General features: G+C 63.2%; 11 protein-coding genes. 6 read left to right on the top strand and 5 right to left on the bottom strand.

From position 1 onward, the window contains the following. Positions 1 to 12 precede the first annotated feature (12 nt). The 4 genes from mreC to rodA are packed head-to-tail and all read left to right on the top strand — an operon-like array spanning position 13 to position 4372. Entirely contained in the window at positions 13 to 876 is an 864-nt protein-coding gene (gene mreC, locus VLJ37_00360; protein ID HSA58125.1) for a rod shape-determining protein MreC, read from the top strand. Further along, positions 873 to 1358 carry a hypothetical protein gene (locus VLJ37_00355; GenBank protein ID HSA58124.1) on the top strand — a complete coding sequence of 162 codons (486 nt, stop codon included), beginning with the start codon at positions 873 to 875 and terminating at the stop codon, positions 1356 to 1358. Before mreC ends, VLJ37_00355 begins: the two co-directional genes overlap by 4 nt. Beyond that, positions 1348 to 3279, top strand: coding sequence for a penicillin-binding protein 2 (mrdA, locus tag VLJ37_00350; GenBank protein ID HSA58123.1), 1932 nt, complete (start codon positions 1348 to 1350; stop codon positions 3277 to 3279). The genes VLJ37_00355 and mrdA overlap by 11 nt, the downstream gene beginning before the upstream one ends. Further along, the gene (gene rodA / locus VLJ37_00345) at positions 3269 to 4372 is read left to right on the top strand and encodes a rod shape-determining protein RodA (GenBank protein ID HSA58122.1); all 1104 of its coding nucleotides are present in this window, start codon (positions 3269 to 3271) and stop codon (positions 4370 to 4372) included. The genes mrdA and rodA overlap by 11 nt, the downstream gene beginning before the upstream one ends. On the opposite strand, the gene trxA is transcribed toward rodA, so the two are convergent. Beyond that, the gene (gene trxA / locus VLJ37_00340; protein HSA58121.1) at positions 4369 to 4698 is read right to left on the bottom strand and encodes a thioredoxin; all 330 of its coding nucleotides are present in this window, start codon (positions 4696 to 4698) and stop codon (positions 4369 to 4371) included. The genes rodA and trxA overlap by 4 nt on opposite strands. A 274-nt stretch (positions 4699 to 4972) precedes the next feature. Between trxA and VLJ37_00335 the strand changes: the two genes are divergently transcribed. Then, a complete protein-coding gene (locus tag VLJ37_00335) occupies positions 4973 to 6976 on the top strand; it encodes a radical SAM protein (protein HSA58120.1) in 2004 nt (667 codons plus the stop codon). Positions 6977 to 7064: 88 nt separating this feature from the next. Here the strand turns inward: VLJ37_00335 and VLJ37_00330 are convergent, their stop codons facing one another. Continuing rightward, complete coding sequence (locus VLJ37_00330; GenBank protein ID HSA58119.1) at positions 7065 to 7919, bottom strand: CDP-alcohol phosphatidyltransferase family protein; 855 nt, start codon at positions 7917 to 7919, stop codon at positions 7065 to 7067. Between the two features lie 131 nt (positions 7920 to 8050). On the opposite strand from VLJ37_00330, the gene VLJ37_00325 reads away from it, so the two are divergent. Further along, positions 8051 to 8218: a hypothetical protein gene (locus VLJ37_00325; protein HSA58118.1), complete on the top strand. Its 168-nt coding sequence runs from the start codon at positions 8051 to 8053 to the stop codon at positions 8216 to 8218. 98 nt (positions 8219 to 8316) lie between these two features. Here VLJ37_00325 and VLJ37_00320 read toward each other — a convergent pair whose 3' ends face one another. From VLJ37_00320 to VLJ37_00310, 3 genes are all read right to left on the bottom strand, one after another. Beyond that, entirely contained in the window at positions 8317 to 10413 is a 2097-nt protein-coding gene (locus VLJ37_00320; protein ID HSA58117.1) for a hypothetical protein, read from the bottom strand. Between the two features lie 179 nt (positions 10414 to 10592). Then, positions 10593 to 13043 carry a DUF4215 domain-containing protein gene (locus VLJ37_00315; protein ID HSA58116.1) on the bottom strand — a complete coding sequence of 817 codons (2451 nt, stop codon included), beginning with the start codon at positions 13041 to 13043 and terminating at the stop codon, positions 10593 to 10595. Further along, positions 13040 to 20524 (bottom strand): DUF4215 domain-containing protein, encoded by a 7485-nt coding sequence (locus tag VLJ37_00310; GenBank protein ID HSA58115.1) that lies wholly within the window; start codon positions 20522 to 20524, stop codon positions 13040 to 13042. The genes VLJ37_00315 and VLJ37_00310 overlap by 4 nt, the downstream gene beginning before the upstream one ends. Between the last annotated feature and the right edge of the window lie 24 nt (positions 20525 to 20548).

Genomic DNA, 20548 nt, shown 5'->3' with positions numbered 1-20548 from the left:
TAGCCACGGAACGTGAAACGTTCCGTGGCTCCTCGCATGTTCTTTTCTGGAACCAGGCTGAAGAAACTCATGATCGCCGCGGCGCTCGCGGGCGCGGCCCTGCTTCTCTATCTTCGCCATCAGCAGATCGAATCCTCCGGAGCGCTTCGCTGGTTCGACCGCCCGGTCGTCTTCGTGGTATCGCCGGCCGTACGCGGGGTGACGGCCGCGCGCGATCGCGTGGCGCGGACCTTCGAACGGTATGTTTTCCTCAAGGGCTTGGAACGGGAGAATGAGACGCTTCGGGCGGAAAACGCGCGGCTCAAGGAGCGGGAGGTCGTCTCGAACGGCCTGGAGGAGGAGAACCGGAGGCTTCTGGCCATGCTCGACCTCAAGAACCAGCTCTCGGGCAAGGGGGTCGTGGCCCGGGTGACCGGTTATCCGCCGGCTGCGCCGTACGGGATCATCACAATCAACAGGGGGTCGGACGACGGCGTGAGGCGCCGCGCCCCCGTGGTTTCCGCGGACGGCCTGGTGGGGCAGGTGTCCCGGGTTTTTCCGGGCACGAGCCAGGTGCTGATCATCACCGATCCCACCAGCGCCGTGGACGGGCGGCTCGATCCTTCCGGGGCCCGGGGCTTGGTCGTCGGCAAGTCGCTCAAGCTCGGGCTGAAAAGGGACCTCTTCATCAGCGCCTTCGAGTACTTGAGCCAATCGACGGATATCGCGGAGGGCGCGCGCGTCACAACGTCCGGCATGGACGGCGTGTATCCGCCCGGCATTCCGATCGGAAGCGTTCGCGAACACAAGGCGAAGCAGTACGACATCTTCCAGCAGGCCGAAGTGATTCCGGCGGTCGATTTTTTTAAACTGAGCGAGGTCTTGGTGCTGCCGTGAAAGCGTCGCCATTCTTTTTCGTGGTCGTCTTCGCGGCCCTCATCCTCCAAGGATCGGTCGTGCGGCTTCCTCTTCCCGACCTGAAACTGGACATCGTCTGGCTGGCGGTCCTTTTTCTGGGATTTTACGTCCCGCTCGTGCCCGGCGGATTCGTCGTCCTCCTGTTGGGATTGATCCAGGAAGCCCTGGGGGCGCCGTTTCACGGGACGGTCTCCCTAGCCTACCTCGCGGTTTATTTCCTGCTCCGCATGACGCACCAGAACCTCTTTTTTCAAAAGAGGACGTCTCAGGCTGTTTGGGTCGCTCTTCTTTCGTTGGCGTACCGGGGCCTCGAGTCCGGCCTCCTGGTCTGGCAGGGTTACGCATTTCCCGCGGGCTTCGGCCATCTGGCGGCGTGGGCCGTTCTGGAAGGCGTGGCCTCGATAGCGGTCTTTCCCTTGCTGCGAGCCGGAGGCAAAATAGAGCGGCCGTATGCCTCTTGAACTTTCCACCGAACGCCGGACGCATTTCGAGGGCCGCTACGTCTTTTGCTACCTCGTGATCCTTCTGTTTTTCTCCGCCGCGACCGCGCGTCTGTTCTACCTGCAGGTCGTCCGGGGGCGGAATTTTCTCGCATTCTCCGCCGTCCACACCATGAAGGAGATCCGGATGCCGGCCTCCCGGGGCGTGATTTTCGACCGGAACCGGCGGCCGATCGCCCAGAACCGTCCGTCCTTCGACTTGAGCGTCGTGCCCCAGGAGATCGTCGACATCGAGGGCGTCAAGAAAACCCTTCGGACGTTTGCCCAAGTCGATCCGGAACTGGTCGAACAAAAGTGGGCCAAAAACAAAAAGAGCCCGTCCTATTTTCCCATTCCCGTCGCGTCCGACATTCCCTACGACACGGCCGTTCGCATCCGGACTGCGAAGTCGCTCGAGCCGGACGCCTCGGACCCGGAGGGGGGCTTCGATTTCAGGGGCGTCGAAGTGGGCGCGCGCCCTTTACGCAGCTACCCGCAGGGCCCGATCGCCGCGGCGACCCTGGGCTACATCGGGGAAATCTCCGAAAAGGAACTGGCCCGTGTGAAGAAGGATCAGCCGGGACGTTACGTGCTGGGTGACCTGGTCGGGGCCTCGGGGCTGGAGAGGACCTGGGAGTGGCTGCTCAAGGGGCGCGACGGCTACCAGCAGAAGATCGTCGACGCCGTGGGGCGCGAGGTTCAGAACGAGGACCTGGCCTCTCTTCTGACGGAAGAGGAATCGGTTCACGGGAGCAACCTGATCCTGACCCTGGACAGCCGCCTCCAAAAATTCGCGGAGGATCGGTTTGAAGGCAAGTCCGGGGCCCTGGTGGCCCTCGATCCGAATGACGGAGAAATCCTCGCCATGGTGAGCGTCCCGTCTTACGATCCCGGCGAGCTCGTCGCGAACGTTTCCCACAATTACTGGGCGAAGCTCGTCACCGATCCCGGGAACCTGCTTCTCAACCGGGCGACCCAAGGGGCGTACCCGCCGGGCTCCACCTTCAAGCTCGTGACCGCCCTGGCCGCGCTCGAGGAGGGGATCATCGGGCCCAACGACCGGATCGGCTGTTCCGGGGGGCTCAAATACGGCAAGCGGTTCTTCAAGTGCTGGAACAAGGGAGGCCACGGCGCCATTTCGGTCGAGCGCGCGATCGCCGAGTCCTGCGACACCTTTTTCTATCAAATGGGGCTCAAGCTGGGAGTCGACCGGTTGGCGAAGTACGCGAACCTCTTTGGGTTGGGGCTGAGGACGGGAATCGACCTGGAAGGGGAGAAGCCGGGACTCATCCCGACGGCGGAATGGAAAAAGAGGGTCTTCAAGCAGGACTGGCAGCCCGGCGAGAACATTTCCATTTCGGTGGGGCAGGGATACGACACGGCGACGCCGCTTCAGAACGCCCTCATGGTGTCCGAGATGGCCACGGGACGGAAAATTGTTCCGCATTTGCTCAAGGCCGTTGAGGGGGCGGACGGTCTCATGGAACGTCCGCCGTTGCCCGGGGAAGGGGAGCCCCTTCCGGTCTCGCCTAAGAATCTGGAAATCGTCCGCAAGGGCATGCTGGGGGCGGTCCAGAGCCCAGGAGGCACGGCGCATCGGCTCGCCTCCAAGACCTTCCAGATGGCGGGCAAGACGGGGACGGCCCAGGTCATCAGCGAGGAGGGCAAGGCCCGGGCCCGGGGCATCAACACCGAGGATCACGCCTGGTTCGTGGCCTACGCGCCGGTCGAGGGACCGCGTATCGCCGTGGCTGCGATCGTCGAGCACGGCGGCTTCGGTGCATCGGCCGCGGCGCCGATCGTGCGGGACGTGATCGAAAAATATCTCGATTTTCAGGGTTTGTTGCCCAAGAAGGAAGAAAAACAGGCGGCCCCCAAGAAGGGAAAGAGACGTGTTCGATAAGAGATTGAAATACCACTTTCATTGGCCTCTGCTTTGGGTGACGCTGGCCCTCTCCGTCGTCGGTCTCCTCAATCTCTACAGCGCGACCTATGACATCGCCGTCGGTTCGGTCTCCCCCCTGTTCGTCTCCCAGCTCGTCTGGTTCGCGGTCGGCATCGCGCTGGGGATGGCCTCGCTCCTGATCGATTACCGGATTTTGCTCCGGCTCGCGTATCCGCTTTACGCCGTCTCCGTGATCCTCCTCGCGTTGGTTCCGTTCTTCGGCAAGGAGGTGGCGGGCAACCGCAACTGGCTGATGATCGGGCCGTTCACGATGCAGCCGTCCGAATTCGCCAAAATCGCCTTCATCATCGTCATGGCGCGTTTTTTGTCCGACCACCCGACCACGCATGGTTACGGTGTGAGGGGCCTGCTCCGGCCCTTGGCGCTGCTTCTCCCGCCGCTGCTTCTTATTTTGGCGGGCAAGGACATCGGATCGAGCCTTTTTCTGATCCTCACGTTCGCCTCTCTCGTGATGTTCGCGGGCGTGCGCGCCAAGGTCGTCCTGCTCTGCGTCGCCATCGGCGTCGTCGGCGCGGTCGGGATGTACAAAAAGGTGCTCTCGGGGCATCAAAAGGCGCGGATCGAGGCGTTCCTTCATCCGGACGCCGACCCCAAGGGCATCGGCTACCATCTCTTGCAATCGAAGATTGCCGTCGGCTCCGGCCAGATCATCGGCAAGGGTTACCTGAAGGGGATGCACAACAAACTCCTCTACCTGCCGGAGAAGCACACGGACTTTATCTTTCCCGTCTTGGCGGAGGAATGGGGATTCGTGGGATCGAGCGTCGTGCTCGGGCTCTATCTGGCCATCCTGGTTTTCGGGATCCAACTGGCCTCGAAGGCCAAGGAATCCTTCGGCGTTTTCCTGGCGCTCGGCGTGACGGCGCTCTTTTTCTGGCAGGTGGCGATCAACCTGGGAGGCGTCTTGGGCCTGATGCCGCTCACGGGCGTGACGCTGCCACTTCTCTCTTACGGGGGGTCGTCGCTGGTGACGATCCTGATCGGGATCAGCCTGCTTCTGAATATCTCGATGCGGCGGTTTATGTTTTAGACCGCCTTCTTGACCAATTCCTCAAGCTGCGACTTCGGCACCGCCCCGACGACCTGGCCGACGACCTGGCCGCCCTTGAAAAGAATGACGGTCGGGATGCCCCGGACGCCGTAGCGGGCAGGGGTGTCCGGATTGCTGTCGATGTCCACCTTATAGACCTCGAGCTTGCCGGCGTATTGGTTCGCGACCTCGTCGATGATCGGGGCCAGCGCGCGGCAGGGGGCGCACCACGTCGCCCAAAAGTCCACGATGGCCGGTTTGCCGTTGCCCAGGACGTCCTTCTCGAAACTCGCGTCGGTGGCGTTCTTCACGTTCGGGGATGCCATGAAATAGATCTCCTTTTAGAGCCTGTTAGTTCCAAGGCGCCCCTGCGACTTGGGACGTTACAGGCTCTTATGCCGATGGCAGAACGCCATCGGCATTTTTTCCAAGTTAAGGATTCGGCCCCGACAAAGCAATAGGAAGAAGATTTTTTATTGACTTTAACGCGCTGCGCGGCAATAGTCCGCGGAACAAAATTTCCAAGCAAAATCAATCGTTTAGAACGTTTAGAAAATAGAAAACATTAGGAAAAGTTAATCCACCCGAAGGAGAACTACCATGGCAGCCGTCGCCTACAACGAACTCGAAGAGATGCAAAAGGGTCAGGAATCCCCGAAGCCCGACATGGTCTACAAGACCGGCGGCAACGGGGCCCTCGCCTCCAATAAGCTCGAGCAGGGCGGTTTTAAGCTCGGCGAGCGCCTCCTGGTCGCTGCGGCGCGGGCGGCCTGGCCCGTCTTCCAGTTCATCAACAAGGTTCACCAGGGTAAGCCGTTCCAGCCCCAGTGGGCCCCGGCGCCCCTTCTCAAGAAGAAGGAAAAGACCTTCCCGCAGCTCGGCTGGCCCCGCGTGACCGATTCTCTCTGCCCCCGCTGCGTTCAGGAGTCTCGTAAGGAGATCGTCTCTGGCGTCAAGGACTACACGCATCTGATCAACGAAAATCCGGGCGAGATCAAGGCGGAGATCATCGAGCGGAACGGCGAGATCCTCATGGTGAAGGATTGTCCCAAGCACGGGCACTTCGAGGACGTGATGGCGATGGATCCGAAGTTTTTGAAGCGCATCGAAAAACTGTACCCGGGCCGCGATTTCAAGTCGCCGCTGACGAACCTGCGCAATCACGGATCTTCCTCGATCCTGTATGGGCGGGGTTCCGTGTTGACGGTGGATCTGACGAATCGCTGCAACATGATGTGCGATCCCTGCTTCATGGATGCGAACCAGGTCGGTTACGTCCACGAGCTCGCGTGGGAGGAGATCCAGGAAATCCTGGACAACTCCCTCAAGATCAAGCCCAAGCGGCAGATGTCCGTTCAATTCTCCGGCGGCGAGCCGACGCTGTCTCCGCACTTTCTGCAGGCGGTCAAGTATGCCAAGGACGTGGGCTATTTCAGCATCCAGGCGGCGACGAACGGCATCCGCTTCGCCCAGGAGCCCGAGTTCGCCAAGGCGGCCTATGACTCCGGCATGCGCATCGCCTACCTCCAGTTCGACGGGGTGGGGAACGAGAACAACGAGCACCGCAAGATCTCGAACCTCTTCGACGTCAAACTCCGCGCCATCACGAACCTCTACAACGCGGGCATCGACGTCGTGCTCGTCATCACCATCGTCAACACCATCAACGACCACCAGGTCGGCCCGATCATCGACTTCGCGGTGCAGAACTCCGACAAGATCACGTTCTGCGCCTTCCAGCCCGTCTCGTTTACGGGACGCGACGAGGACATCGACGACGAAAGCCGGATGAAGCAGCGCTACACGCTTTCGCACCTGGCCCACGACGTGAAGAAGCAGACGGGCATCTCCGAGCCTCTCCGCGATTGGTTTCCGCTTTCGTCCGCGGGGCCGTTCGCGGATCTCGCGGACCTCATGAAGGGGCCGAACCAGGAGTGGGGGACGCTCAAGTGCGGGTGTCACCCGAACTGCGGCATTGCCATGGGACTCATGGTGGACAAGCAGGACCGCGAATGGCTGCCCATCTCGGAATTCATCCGCCTGGACAAGTTCGTGGACGACGTCCAGGACATCACGGACGCCGCCCAGCCCAACTGGCTCACGAAAATGGAGGTCGCGACCTCCCTGTTGCGCAATTACCGGCCGGGCAAGGCCCCGAAGAAGCTCAAGCTCAAGGAGTTTCTCCGTAAGTTCGACAAGCAGAGCGGCGGCGGCCTTAAGGGCGGAAAGGCCGACTACGGCCAGGGCGCCGAGCGAAAGAAGGACCGGTGGCACTTCATGTTCGTCGCCGGCATGTGGTTTCAGGACCTCTTCAACTACGACTTCCGACGGACCGAGATGTGCATCATCCCGTACGCGACTCAGTTAGGAGAAATCTCCTTCTGCGCCTACAATACGGGCGTGGGATGGAGGCAGATCATCGAGAACATGTTCAAGAACGCCTCGGTGGCCGATTGGTACCGAAAATACGGACGCCACGACGTCTTCGCCGGCAGCCGTCCGATGCCGGTGCCAGAATACGAGCACACCGTCCGCCTGCCGGAGCAGATCGCCCTGAAGGAAAAAGAGGGTGGGTGCGGGGATTCCTGCGGGTGTTCGCATTGATCGGTAGGGGCGAAGCTTGTCTTCGCCCTCCGGTCGCGCCGGGCGAACACGAGGTTCGCCCCTACACGGTTTCCTCTCAATATCGAGGTTATTCCAACGACGACCGGCCGGCCGCCAGGCGGGCTGAGCGTTGCGTATCCCGTGGGAGAGGATCGAGCGTCTTCATGACGACCCCCATCCGGTGAAGGGCGGTCACGTTTGTGAAGATCGCGATCAGGATGATCGCGCCGATCGTGACGATGTCGAGGGGCACGGACGGGACGAGGAAGCGGAGAAAATAGGCGAGGATGGGGCTGAAGATGGAGCCAACGCCCAGGTAGACGATCCGCTCCGGCCGTTGCATGAACCCGCTCTTGACGTCCACGCCCACGCCTTCGCCCCGCGCGCGGGTGTAGGAGACCATCATCGATCCCACGAGGCCGAGGATCGTGACGTAGAGGATCCAGGAATTCCGGTAGAGGCCCGCCAGCCCCAGAAAGACGACGGCCTCCCCGAAACGGTCCATGACGGAATCGAAAAAAGCGCCGGACTTCGACGCCTTGCCCGTCATCCGCGCGATCTGTCCGTCAAACATGTCGAAGGTCGCGCCGAAGATCATGAACCAACCGCCCGCGCCGACCATCCCCAGGCTGAAGAAATAGGCCGCCACGCACGAGAGCAGGAAGCCGCAGACGGTGAGCCCGTTCGGCGTGAAACGGAGTTTCACCATCACACGGACGATCGGGGAGGTGAGCCAGTACCAATATTCCTTGAGGAAACGGGAAAGAAACTTCGAATGCTCTTTTAAATCAACATCTTGGGTCTTTGGCCGCCGCCGGTACGTGAACCAAAAGAAAAACAGGGTCATCAGGAAGAGGGCGTTGATGGTGAGCAGGGGGCCGAGCGAGACCCACACCGGGTCCATGCTCCGTAAGAACGGGATGATCAGGAAGTTCTCGACCATGAGAGGGACAGAAAAAGCCGAAGCGTCGATCCCTGTCAATCACCATTCGTAGGGGCTCGCGCCGCCCCTTCTCCGGTGCCGTTTTTCCTTTGGTTGACAGACGGGAACGGCTTTGTTAGCTACGCGCCGCCGTGCATAATTTTCTGACGATCATCACGCAGCCGGACAACATCGCCATCGTGGTCATGATGGTGTCCACCATCATCTGCACCGTCGTCGCCTTCCGGGAGATCCGCATCAACGACAAATTGATCAAGTCCGGCAAGAAGGACCAAATCTACGAAAGAATGACCAAGTAACGCAAAATTGCGACGGATTTATTCCGCGCAATTTTGCAGGGGGCTCGGGCCAGCGGAGCGCGGTCCTTTAGGAGGATGCCCGTAGGGATCCCCCGCTCTTATCGTATTAAAGAGCACCCGCTGCTGCCGCCCCCGAAGACCTGCAGGCATTTTTCGACGGCGGGGTAGCCGAACCGCGCCACCAAGTCGTCGTTCGTCTTGAGCGAGGGGTCCATGAGCTGATCCGCGGTGATGCCGCATTCCTCCGAGGGAACGACGACCGACCGGCACTGATCGAAGCAGATCGCGCCGCCGTCGCAGACTTCGCCGGACTCACCGTCGATGACGCCGTCGCCGCAAACGGGATTCGTGCAATTCTTGCGGCAGGTATTGGGCTCGGTGTCGCTGTTCAACGACTCCCCTTGGTCGCATTCCTCTCCGTCATCGACCTGGCCGTTGCCGCACAACGATCCGGACAAGACCGATTCCTCTTCGACGGGGGGCGCGACCTCGATCGCCCCGATCGTGCAGAGGTCCGTCTTCCGCGCCGTGTGGTGCTGGTCGCCGGCGGGACAGGAGACGGCTGCCTCGATCATGGGGCTCGTCGTTTCGGGGTCGCAAGAGGCGGCCCCGGCCGTGGAGGCGTCGGGATTGCAGGCCTTCAGGACGGGATCCTCGCTCAAGTCCGGATCGACCGCCGGGGCCAGGATCACCGCGCAAGATCCGTCCGAGGCCGGCCAGTTCAGGTCGTTGTGCCCGTAAGAGAGGATGGCCCCGTAACAGTTCGGGCCCGAGCCGCCGGTCGCGACCGCGTTGCCGGTCAGGATCGAATTTTTCAGGCTGACCACGCCCGTCCCCAGGTTGGCGATGCCGCCCCCGACGGAGACCGCGGGCATCGTCTCCGGGCCGGCGGCGGCGCTGTTGCCGACCACGGTCAGGTGCTGGAGATCGGCCTTGGGAGACGTCCCGAAACGGGAGAGGGCCTCTTGGGCATAGCGGGTGAAGCCGTCGGTGACGCCCGTGCTGCCCGCCCAGGGTCCATTGAGATCGCGATAATTGTACGGGACGGGGGCGGCGGCGATGGCGCCCCCCATGAATTCGGAGAAATTGTCGAAAAAGGTGGTATTGACGACGCTCGCCGCCGCGCCGCGGACCGCCAAGGCCCCGCCGATCCCCCCCTCGTTACGGAAGAAGGCGCTGTGCGTGACCGTCAGGGGGCCTTCGGCGAAGACGGCCCCGCCCATCTTGCTGTCGGCGGTCTGGGTCACATCCCAGGGGGCATCGTCGGAGTCCAAGACCGCCGCCTTGTTTTGGGCGAACGTGGAATCGGTGATCGACAACTGGACCCCCTGCCGCGCGAAAATCGCACCGCCGGCCGGGGCCTTGTTGCCCGTCAGGACGCTCTTGCTGAAATTCGCCATGCTGAAGGCGCCCCCGTCGATGAAGACGGCGCCGCCCAGGGGCGAGTAGTAGGGCCGATGAAGATCCACCTCGTTGCCCTTGAAGGTCGTCTCGTCGAAGGAGACGAAGGTCCCGGCCCCCAGGATGTAGCCCGCGCCCCCGGAGTAGCAGGAGTTGAAATAGTCGATGGAGGGGGCATCGTAGGAGACGAAATCCGTCGCTTCGTAGGCGAAGGCCCTCTCGTTCACGGGGGCGAGCTCGCGGGCGGGATACTTTTTTGCGTCATTGTTGTAGCTGCCGCAGCCGGGGTTGCCCCCTTCGAAGGTCGTTTGATCCCAGAAGACCAGGACTTCGGAGCCGTCAAAGTTGTAGTCGTACTCGTAGCCGACATCCCGCTCGAAGCGGGAGGCGATCTCGAAAAAACGCATGGGAAGGATGCCAACGGAATCGGAGTTTTCCTTCGGGTCAACGGGGAGGGGGGCGCGCTTCAAGACGGCCCCGTGGCCGTGGATCGTCACGGACCGGTTGATGGTGGGGAGGGCTGTCGGACCCACGGGGGCGTAATGGTCCGCCTGGGAGAACGCCAGCGTCGCGTCCTCGGGGAGATTGATGGTGTCGTTGGACCCGTAGGGGTCGGAGGCCTTGTTTTGACAACCATTGTGATCGTTTCCATTGTTGATGGCGATCAGGGCCTCCGTGAAGGTGCAGTCGGTCACCAAATCACCGTACTGGTTCGTCGTATCCACGTTGATCGTCGCGGCATGGGCGCTGATTGAGATCAAGACTGCGATGACTGCGATGATGAGGGATTTCATCTCGTCTCTCCTTTGTCTTTAGGAGAGTTCTAAGCAAGCAGCGTGCCATCGCGACGAATGAGCGCTCATTCAGGAAATCATTGAGTTTTTACGCATTGCGGCAAATGAGGCCCCGTCCCGAGAGGGTCGAAAATGACACACTCAGTCGAGAGATTGACGCAAAGCGATAAAGGGAGGATCTATTCCCGGATAAGGCTGCAACCCGCATTGATTCCGCGGGCTTGCAAGGATTCAAAGGAGACCTTCTCGAGCCCCGAGGCCCCCCCGCCGCCGATCTGGCTGCATTGGACGATGGAGTCGAAGCCGTATTTCTCCAGAAGGCCCTTGTAGGGGAGGGTGGTTGCGTCCACCAGGGTGATGTTGCAGCCGGCGATGGCCTCGAAGGAGCATCCCACGAGGCAACCCGCCTCCCCGTCGCACTCCTCGCCGAACTCGGTGTCGATGACCCCGTCGCCGCAGACCGGGTTCGTGCAGTTCTGGCGGCAGGCGTTGGGCACAGTGTCGTCGTTCAGGCCCTCGCCGTTGTCGCACTCCTCGCCGCCCTCCACCGTGCCGTTGCCGCAGATGGCCCCCTCGGGCGTGGTGGTGACCGTGCAGTCCGCCTCGCAGCCGTCACCCGACTCGGTGTTCCCGTCGTCGCATTCCTCTGCGAGTTGGACCGTGCCGTCGCCGCAGACCTCGGACGCACAATTCGCCGAGCAGCCGTCGCCGTCCACGGCGTTGCCGTCGTCGCAGGTCTCGCCGTTGTTCACTTCCACCCGGCCGTCGCCGCAGACGTCGTTGTATTCGATCGCCCCCTTGCTGCACTCCTCGAACTCCATCAGGAAATCGCGGTCCTCGTCGCGGTTGACCTGGATCTGGTCGATCGAGGGGCAGCCGGTGCCGTCCGCGGAGTCGACGTTCAGGCTCGCCGCCTGTAGGGGGAAATGCCCCGTTCCCGCCGTGGTGACGTCGGTGGGGCTGTCGTCGACCCAGGCGTCGAGGCCCGCCGGCTGGTCGTAGAGATCTCCGGAAATGGGGCTCATGAAGAAGCCGGACGAGTCTCCGACGTGATTGTGCCCGCCGGAGGTGAACAGGCCGTGCCCGTCGGCGCCGTCGGCCGCGATATTGCCCGCGACGATCGTGTTTCTCAAGGTCATCGGGGCGGTGTCGAAGAGCTTGAAGATCCCACCGCCGAATTCCGCGACCGGACCCGATTCCGCGTCGTCATTGCCGTTTCCGGCGATCGTGTTGTTCAGGATATCGAAATGGGATGACGGGGAAACGTCGCTTTTTATGGGAAGCGAGAGGTACGCGATCCCGGCCCCGATCTGTGCCAGGTTATTGGCGACGGTGGTATTGATCATCTCGACGATCGAGACGAGAGACCCGTCCTTCTGTCGTGATCCTTCGCCGAAATCGAAGACGAAGATGCCCCCGCCGAGCTGGTCCGCCCGGTTGTCGTGGATGGAGCTTTCAAAGAGGGTCACCTGGCTGGAGGCGGCCCCGATCCCGCCCCCCCATCCAAGGCCTTCCGTGAGGGCGCAATCCGCGCAGTTGTTACCCTCGCCGTCTTCGTTCTCATCGCAGATGCCGTCACAATCGCACATCCCTCCCACATCGTCGTCGTCTGCCACGCATTCCAGCAGGAGGGCCTGGTTCTGGCGGATCGTCGTCTGATCGATCGTGAGGATCGAGCCGGCATCGGCGGCGATTGCTCCGCCGAAATGGGACTTGTTGTTCGACAGGATGCTCTCGTGGATGCTGACGTCGGTCGAGTCGCCTCCTTCAATATAGACGGCCCCTCCGCGAGTCCGGGCGGTCATGCTGGTCTGATTGCCGGTGGCGACCACGTCACTCAGATCGGCGAAGCCCCCGGCAACGTAGAGGAAACCCCCGTTGAAACATTCCTCACGGGGCGTGCAGGCAGTGTTACTCGCGCACAGTTCGTCCAGGCAATCCGGGTCGAAATTGCGAGCCGTCAGGTCCTTGACCTCCAGAAAACTATCCGTTTCCAGGAGGCGGAATTTGCAGGGGGGGGGAATGGTGCTGGCCCTCGTACTGATCGAGGCCTCGGCCGGTGCCAAGACCGCCTCGATCGGTTGCGTTTCAGGGGGAGGGGGAGGCGCGGCTGGACAGACCCGCTCCAGGAGGTTGCCGTTGCCCTCGATAATGACGAAGCTCTTGATCTTCGGAAGGGCGTTCGGGCCGTTCCCCAGATCGAAGGCGGTGTTGTTGCCGACATTGTCGATCTTCGCGAACGCGTAGGGGCCATCGGCCTCCAGTTCGACGACGTCAGGCTCGCCAAAAGGCGTCGCGTCCTGCGGTTTGCAGCTATCCACCGGGAGGTCGCTGTTGGCCGCCACGATGGCCTCGCTCAACTGGCACTTGCAGTCGTGATTGCCGTCCGGAAGGCCGTCGGGACTGGCGCAGGACGCAGAGTCCACCCCGCACTCGGTCTCGTTGTCGCATTTGTCGTTGGCGGACACTTCAGACCCGCTCAAGGAACCGTCGCCGTCGGTATCGAACGCCCCGGAGCCGAGGCCGGAGACGACCTGGGTCGCGTCGTCGACGACGAGGTGCGCCGCCTCGGCCGTCCCGCCGGCCAGGGAGGCCAAGGCCACGATCAGGACCAGCGGGATTGTTTTCATCTCTCGTTCCTCCTCCTCTTTCTCGAGAGGGCGAGCGGGGCCAGCGGGAGAGTCAGTATGAGGAAGGGCAGGAGGGCCATGGCCGAGGTGGCGGCATCACGATCCGGCCCGGCGTTCAGCGAGCAACCGGAGCGGGTCTTGAACGCGGTCACGCCTTCGCATCGGTCGCTGCCGGCGCCGCCGGAGATCAGCAGGCACTTGTCGACCGCCTCATCCCCAAAGTCCTCACGGAGTCCCTTGAGGTCCGTCGCCCCGCAGAGGGCCTCCAGCGTGATCGGACAATCGTTGAAGGAGCAGACCGCGTCGCAACCGTCGCCTACGACGGTGTTGCCGTCGTCGCAGACCTCGCCGAGGCTGCTGTCGACGATGCGGTCGCCGCAGCGGACCCTGGTGCAGTCCTTCCGGCAGCCGGAGACGGCGTTAGGGGCGTCGCTGTTGACGAATTCGCCAATCTCGCCGGCGTCGCACTCCTCGCTTCCTTCGACCTGGCCGTTACCGCAGATGGCCCCGGAGGGTTCCGTCTCGTCGTTGCAGTTCGAGTCGCAGCCGTCGCCGTTCGCCGTATTGCCGTCATCGCATTCCTCGCCCGATTCGACCGCCCCGTTGCCGCACACGGGACCGGGGATCTCGACCGGCTCGTCGAAGCAGTCCGCGTCGCATCCGTCGCCATCGGTTAAGTTGCCGTCGTCGCACTGTTCGACGCCCGCGAAGACGATGCCGTCGCCGCATGTGGCCGCCGTGCAGTCGTTCAGGCAGCCGTCGTCCATGTCGGAGTCGCCGTCGTCGCACTCTTCGCCCGGCCCGACGATGCCATCGCCGCAGACCGCGTTGGTGCAGTTGTTGGTGCAGGCGTCGCCGTTGTTATTATTGCCGTCGTCGCACTCCTCGGAGGCGTTCGTGACGCCGTCGCCGCAGTAGGGATCAGGGATGTCGGCGCACTCGACCTCGCAGTGCTCGCTGCAGAAGCAGCCGTCGGGGAGGGGCTCGGCGCCTTCCTCCTCGGGATCGCATTCCTCGCCGGCCTGGACCTGAACCACGCCGTCGCCGCACTCGGCCTCGACGCAATGGTCGCTGCAGCCGTCGTTATCGATGCCGTTGCCGTCGTCGCAATCCTCCGGCACGCAGAGCAATACGGCCTTTGCCGAAACCTCGCCCTTGATCGGGATCTCGTCGCAATGCATGAGGACGATGCCGTCGCCGCAGAAGTTGAAGGTGCAGTCGTTCTTGCAGTCGTCGTTGGGGTCCTTGTTGCCGTCGTCGCAGTCCTCGCCCTCATCCGGGACGCCGTCGCCGCAGAAGTGCTCGACCTTGCAAGTGCCGCTACAGCCGTCGCCGCTATTGTTGTTCCCGTCGTCGCACTCCTCGGTGATCAACAAGTTGTTGTCGCCCTGGTTGATGCCGTCCCCGCACCGAGCGCGCTCGCAGTAGATGGTGCAGGCGTCGGTGTTGTCGAGGTCGCCGTCGTCGCACTGCTCTCCGGCGTCCTTGACGCCGTTCCCGCAGGATTCGGGGATGCAGAGACCGTTACAGCCGTCGCCGGCGTTGTTGTTGCCGTCGTCGCAGCCCTCGCTCCCTTGCTTGACGCCGTCGCCGCAGGCTTCGAGCTTGCAGTTGGCGTCGCAGCCGTCCCCGGAGTTGTTGTCGTCGTCGTCGCACTCCTCCCCGAAGGCGGGCGTCAGGATCCCGTCGCCGCAGAACTCGTCGTCACAGGCTGGGCTGCAGCCGTCGCCCGGCGCGTTGTTCCCGTCGTCGCAGTTTTCTCCGGGCTGGATGACGCCGTCCCCGCATCGTTCCAACTGGCAGGTCGCGCTGCAGCCGTCGTTGGACAGGTTGTCACCGTCGTCGCATTCCTCGCCAGGGTCCTGGTTGCCGTCGCCGCAGGTGGGCGGGATGTCGTGACAGAGGGGGTCGCAGGAGGCCGTGCCGGGGGGCTCGCAGTCCTCGCCCAAGGGCGCCTGGATGATCCCGTCGCCGCAGCGCTCGTTCTTGCAGGTGGAATTGCAGCCGTCGAGCGAGTTGTTGTTTCCGTCGTCGCAGTCTTCGCCGGAATCGATGACGGTGTCTCCGCAACCCGGGTCCTGGCAGTCGGTCCGGCAGGCGTTGGGCGTCGTGTCGCTGTTCGACAGGCCGTTGTCGCACTCCTCTCCCGGTTGGACGACGCCGTCGCCGCAATTCTCCAGCCTGCACTTGTCGCTGCAGCCGTCGTTATCCGCCTGGTTCCCGTCGTCGCACTGCTCCGGGGCTTGCTTGACGCCGTCGCCGCACCGCTCCTCGCGGCAGAGGTGGTTGCAGCCGTCGTTGTCGACCAGGTTTCCGTCGTCGCATTCCTCGCTGGGCTGTTTAATGCCGTCCCCGCAGGACTCGAGCTGGCAGTTCTCGTCGCACCCGTCCCCGGGCGACTGGGCCCCGTCGTCGCATTCTTCACCGGCCGCCGCCTGAATCACGCCGTCGCCGCAGAATTCCTTCTCGCAGGTGTCGCTGCAGCCGTCGCCGCTCTGGACCTCGCAGGTGCCGCCGGCCGCCGGGAACTGGCAGTCATCGTCCGTGTTGCAGAGCTGAAGCATGTCGCCCGTGCAGCCAATCGGCACGCAGTCGCCTCCGTCGGCGATCGCGTCGCAAATGGCCTCGTTGTCCGATCCGCAGTCGGCGCCCGCCGCCCCCGGACCGTCGCAGACGTACTTGCAGGGACCGATATCGATGTTCGTGCAGTCCGCGTCGCTGTCGCAGGAGATCGGCGGCACGCCGTCGCCGGCGCAGGTCCCGCCGTCGTCGCATTCCTCGTGGCCCGAGAAGACCACCCCGTCGCCGCAGACCGCGCTTTCGCACTGGCTGGTGCAGAAGTCGTGGTCGTCTATGTTCCCGTCGTCGCAGTCCTCGAGGCCGTCCGCCTGGCTGCCGTCGATGGGGGGATCATTTTTTGAGAGATGCAGGAGGCCGTCCCCGCAAGCCGCCCAGGTGCAGAAGATGGTGCAGTCGTCGTAGGGGTTCACGTTGCCGTCGTCGCACTGCTCGTCCAGATCGACGTTCCCGTCGCCGCAGAAGGGCGGGGGAAGCTCGATCTTGCACTCGTCCGAACACCCGTCGCCGTCGGCCTGGGCGCCGTCATCGCATTCCTCCGTATTCGTATCGAGAATGCCGTCCCCGCAGCGAGGATTCACGCAGCCCGGCCGGCAGACGGCATTGGGGCTGGAACTGTTGCCCGCGCCCGCGTCGCATTCCTCCCCGGCCTCGATGGTCCCGTTTCCGCACAAGGGGTCGTCGCAGTTCGTGCAATCGCTGCTGTCGGTGTGCTTACAGGTGCCGCCCAGGCAGACCTCGGGCCCGGCCGAGCAGTCCGCGCCGTCATTCGAGCCGCCCACGCAGGTCGCGCCATTGTCGCAGTCCTCGCCTAAGGTGGGCGAGACGAGATGATCGCCGCAGAATTCCTTCTTGCACGCGCTCGTGCAGCCGTCGCCGGTAATGTTGTTCGAGTCGTCGCACTCCTCGTCGTCCGGAGTGTTAATGAGATTGTCCCGGCCGTCCTTGTCGAGGGTTCCGTCGCCGCAGTGCTCGACCTGGCAGATGTCGTTGCAGCCGTCACCGTTCTGACGCTCGCAGGAGATCTTCACCAGACAGTCGGCGTCGGCCGAGCACGAATCTCCGGTGATCAAGCACGTTCCCGCGGCCGTACAGGTATTGTCCTCCTGGCATCCCGCGCTGGACGTGCAGGGGAAACCCGGAATCGAGTTGCAGAGACCGCCGTCGTCGCACTGCTCGCCGGCGACGCCTTGTGTCACCCCGTCGCCGCAGACGGCGCTCCGGCACTGGTTGGTGCACAGATCGTGACTATCGGTATTCCCGTCATCGCATTCTTCCTGCGGAACGGGGGGGCAGGCGTCGAAGTCGCAATTCGGGGAGATGATCGCGTTATTGGTCTCGCCGTCGCCACAAAATTCGATCTTGCAGTCGCCGCTGCATCCGTCTCCGTCGTTGTCCCGGGCTACGCAGAATCCGGCGCCGGCGCAGTCATTGTTGTTGTCGCACAAAGTGTTATTTCCGGAGCAGAACCCGCCGGTGTCGCATTCCTCGCCCGGATCTAGGACGCTGTTACCGCACAATTCCAGCCGGCAGGTCGAACTACAGCCGTCGCTGCTCACCGTGTTCCCGTCGTCGCACTCTTCCGTGTTGCCGCTAACGTCCAAGGGGACGACGATGCCGTTGCCGCATTTCGACCTGGTGCAGTTGGTGTCGCAGCCGTCGCCGTTCACAGGGTTGCCGTCGTCGCATTCCTCGCTCGGGTCGGCGACCCCGTCGCCGCAGGTCGGCTGAGTCTCGCCGCCGCCGCCCGGAATCTGGCAGTACTGGCAGTCAGGGCTGTGAACGGGCTGGCAAATACCGCCCCCCGGACATCCGGAGATCGTGTTGCACGGAAGGCCATCGTTGACGCCTCCCGCGCACTGGCCGCCCAAATCGCATTGTTCGGGGAACAACGTTTCTCCGTCGCCGCAGAAGTTCTCCTTGCAATCGTTGCCGCAGGAGTCGTTGTCGACGCCGTTCCCGTCGTCGCATTCCTCGGTGGGGACCAGGATCGTCACGCCGCCGACGACGGTGGCCGTCGCATTGTCCACGACGCCGTCGCCGCAGAATTCCTTGAGGCAGGCGCTGTTGCAGCCGTCGTTGTTCCGTCTGGAGCAGGCATAGTCGACGCCGTTCACTTCATCCCGGCATTGGGTGACGCTGGTGCAAGGATCGCCCTTATGCGGCCCATCCAGACAATGCTGCCCGTCGTCGCACTCCTCGTCCTTGTCGAGGAGTCCGTTGCCGCAGGATTCGAGGATGCACTGCTCGCTGCACCCCGGATGGCGGACGGGCAGGCAGAATTTGGCCAGGACCAGGTTGCAGTCGTAGTCCGACGTGCAAGGGGTGACCCCGTTGTCGCAGACCCCGCCCTCGTCGCAACTTTCAAAAGGAGGCTCCACGACTCCGTTGCCGCACGCGGTGCAGTTCGTTTCGATGGCGCCGATGTCGCGGGCTCCGTCGAGGAAATAGCGAAGCGTGCCGATCTGGTCGTCCGCGCTGCCGTCCAGACTGCCCTGGTCAAGGGCCGGGCTGGTGCATTCGGGGGCGCAGAATTGAGCGCCTGCGCTGGTATCGCTCACGTCGCAGGGCTTCAGTTCGGGATCCAAGACCGGGCTCAAACCCGCGGGATAAAGGTCGTTGGTCTCGTAAGCGACGGCGCAGCCGTCGCTCGTCCCGAACAGGTTGAAATCGTTGGAATCAAGGGTTCCGTTGCAGTCCGGACCGCTGACATCCGAGAGATTGCCGGCGAGGATCGTGTCCCGGACGGACATGTCGCTCCCGCTGTTCCAGAGGCCGCCGCCCTCGCCGAGATTGACGCTCTTGCCGCCGGTCTCGAGGGCGCGGTTTTGCGTGATCGTGCTGCTCACGAAATCGACGGTGTTCGGGTCGATGAGGCCCAGGGAGTCGAGAAGAAGGACGATCTCGGGGCCGCAGTCGTTGCCCCCGCCGCCGTTGTCGATGGGGATGCAGGTCCCTCCGCCGTCGATTTGCGAGCACTGATCGGGCTGGGCGTTCGGATCGCATTGGATTTGCGTATTTCCGGAGCAATAACCGAGGGCGCCGCCCTGATTGTCCCCATTTCCGCAGAAGAGATCCGTCAAAAACTGGACGCAGAGGAACTGGTCCCAAACCGAGAAGACGGCGCCGCCTGCGCTCGCGGAGTTATTGAAAAGGCTCGAGTTGTTGAAGGTGGCGTCCGCGCAGAGGAGCAGGGCGCCTCCGCCCCATTCGAACGCCTGGTTGTCGAAGAAGGAGCTTTGATCGACGTTCACCGTCCCGAGAAAGGAGGCGATGGCGCCGCCGATCCCCAAGGGCCCTTCGTTGAAGTCCGAGTTCAGCTCGTTCGCCTGGTTGCCGCTGAAGGTGGTGTGGTCGACGTCCAGGTGGGCCAGGGGGCCGAGGAAGATGGCGCCCCCCGTGGAGGCCTTGTTTTTCGAGAACCGGGTGGCGGTGGAGAGGACCGAGGTGTTCATGCCCGCGCAGACCGCGCCTCCGATCGAGTTGCCCCTGAAGCCCGGGGGAATCGTCGTCTCGACCGCGTTGGCGCTCAGGATGCAGGAATCGACCTCCAGCCGTGTCAGGAACGACGGGTCGCCGCCCCCGCCTCCGTCGAAGATTTCCGGATTGCCCACCAGGATCGCGCCGCCGCAATAGCACTCTTCGCAGGTTTCCCACTGGCATTGGTCGTTGCAGCCGCCGTCGCTCGCGGGCGCGCACTGAGTGAGCCGGCCGCAAAGGGCGCCCTCGCAACAATCGCTGAGGTCGTTGCAGTTCTTCCCGTTGTGCGCCTCATCGGCGTTGACGCAAACCCCTCCGGGATCGCAGGCCTCGCCCGCCTCGACCTTGCCGTTCCCGCAGCCCTCCAACTGGCAGGTGGAGCTGCAATTGTCCCCGTCCTCCGATTGAGGCTGGCAGGTGTAGCCCGCCGTTGACGCGCCGCAGTCCGCATTGCTCGTGCACGCGTTCTCCGTGACGTTCCCGTTGGGGTCCACGCATCGGCCGCCGCCGTCGCACCCTTCGCCGGAGTCGAGGACCCCGTTGCCGCAAAGCTCAAAATCGGGTCCCACCTCGAAATGGCAGGCGGAGTTGCAGCCGTCGTTGTCCAATTGTTGGCAGACGCCTCCCGATGTGCCGCAGGAAGCCGGGTCGAAGATGTTGCAAGTGGCTCCGCTGAGCGAGCACTTCGGGTCGTCGCACTGTTCGCCGGAATCGAGGTTCCCGTCGCCGCACGCCGTGAGCTGGCAGCTGTTGTTGCAGCCGTCCTTGTCGTTGGTATTCCCGTCGTCGCATTGCTCACAGGGACCGCCGTTGCATTGATCCGGTTGCGGGATGCCGTCGCCGCAATAGGGGCCCCGCGGATCGCATCCCGGGTTGAAGAATTGGACGGTGAGGTCGTTCAGGGAAAGCTCGGAGGCGCTGGGGTGCACCTCGGCCAGGCGCATGAAGGTATCGCCGGTCCTCTGCAGGATCGAACCATTGCCTTGGATGGTGATGAAGCCCTCGTCGATCACCGGCAGGGCATTGGGCCCGTTGGAGTTGCATTCTCCGTTTGAGATGGTGACTTCGCGGTTGTCGACCTGCTTGAAATCGAACGTCGTGTTGACCGGCAGGACAATGGTGTCGGTCGTCCCGCTGTCTCCGGCGGTGCAGGGGCCGAAGGGGGCGTTGTTTTCCGCCGCGCAGATTGCCTCGCCCAGGGAGCAGAGGGCGTCGCCGTCGCCGGTCGCGACCGGGTAGTTGCAGCAATTGACCGGTTCGGGCGCCGCGCCCCCGCCGCACTGAACCATCGTGTCGACGGTAATCACGGCCGCCCCCGCCGCCGCCGGAATGAAAAAGGCCGCCAAGGCGACCCAGAATCCGGTCCGGAAAAGCTTGCGAAGGTTGTTTCGACAGACACCCGGGGCGGAGGGATTTGATTTCATGTCCTCCTTGTGAGCAATCCGGGT

The organism is bacterium (assembly GCA_035454885.1).
Lineage (GTDB): Bacteria > UBA10199 > UBA10199 > JACPAL01.
This window is presented reverse-complemented; position numbering and strand designations above follow the sequence as displayed.

What these genes read in the sequence shown, in the direction of transcription:
- VLJ37_00310 (HSA58115.1), bottom strand. Translation starts at nt 20,524, where the DNA reads ATGAAATCAAATCCCTCCGCCCCGGGTGTCTGTCGAAACAACCTTCGC.
- VLJ37_00315 (HSA58116.1), bottom strand. Translation starts at nt 13,043, where the DNA reads ATGAAAACAATCCCGCTGGTCCTGATCGTGGCCTTGGCCTCCCTGGCC.
- trxA (HSA58121.1), bottom strand. Translation starts at nt 4,698, where the DNA reads ATGGCATCCCCGAACGTGAAGAACGCCACCGACGCGAGTTTCGAGAAG.
- VLJ37_00330 (HSA58119.1), bottom strand. Translation starts at nt 7,919, where the DNA reads ATGGTCGAGAACTTCCTGATCATCCCGTTCTTACGGAGCATGGACCCG.
- VLJ37_00335 (HSA58120.1), top strand. Translation starts at nt 4,973, where the DNA reads ATGGCAGCCGTCGCCTACAACGAACTCGAAGAGATGCAAAAGGGTCAG.
- VLJ37_00320 (HSA58117.1), bottom strand. Translation starts at nt 10,413, where the DNA reads ATGAAATCCCTCATCATCGCAGTCATCGCAGTCTTGATCTCAATCAGC.
- mrdA (HSA58123.1), top strand. Translation starts at nt 1,348, where the DNA reads ATGCCTCTTGAACTTTCCACCGAACGCCGGACGCATTTCGAGGGCCGC.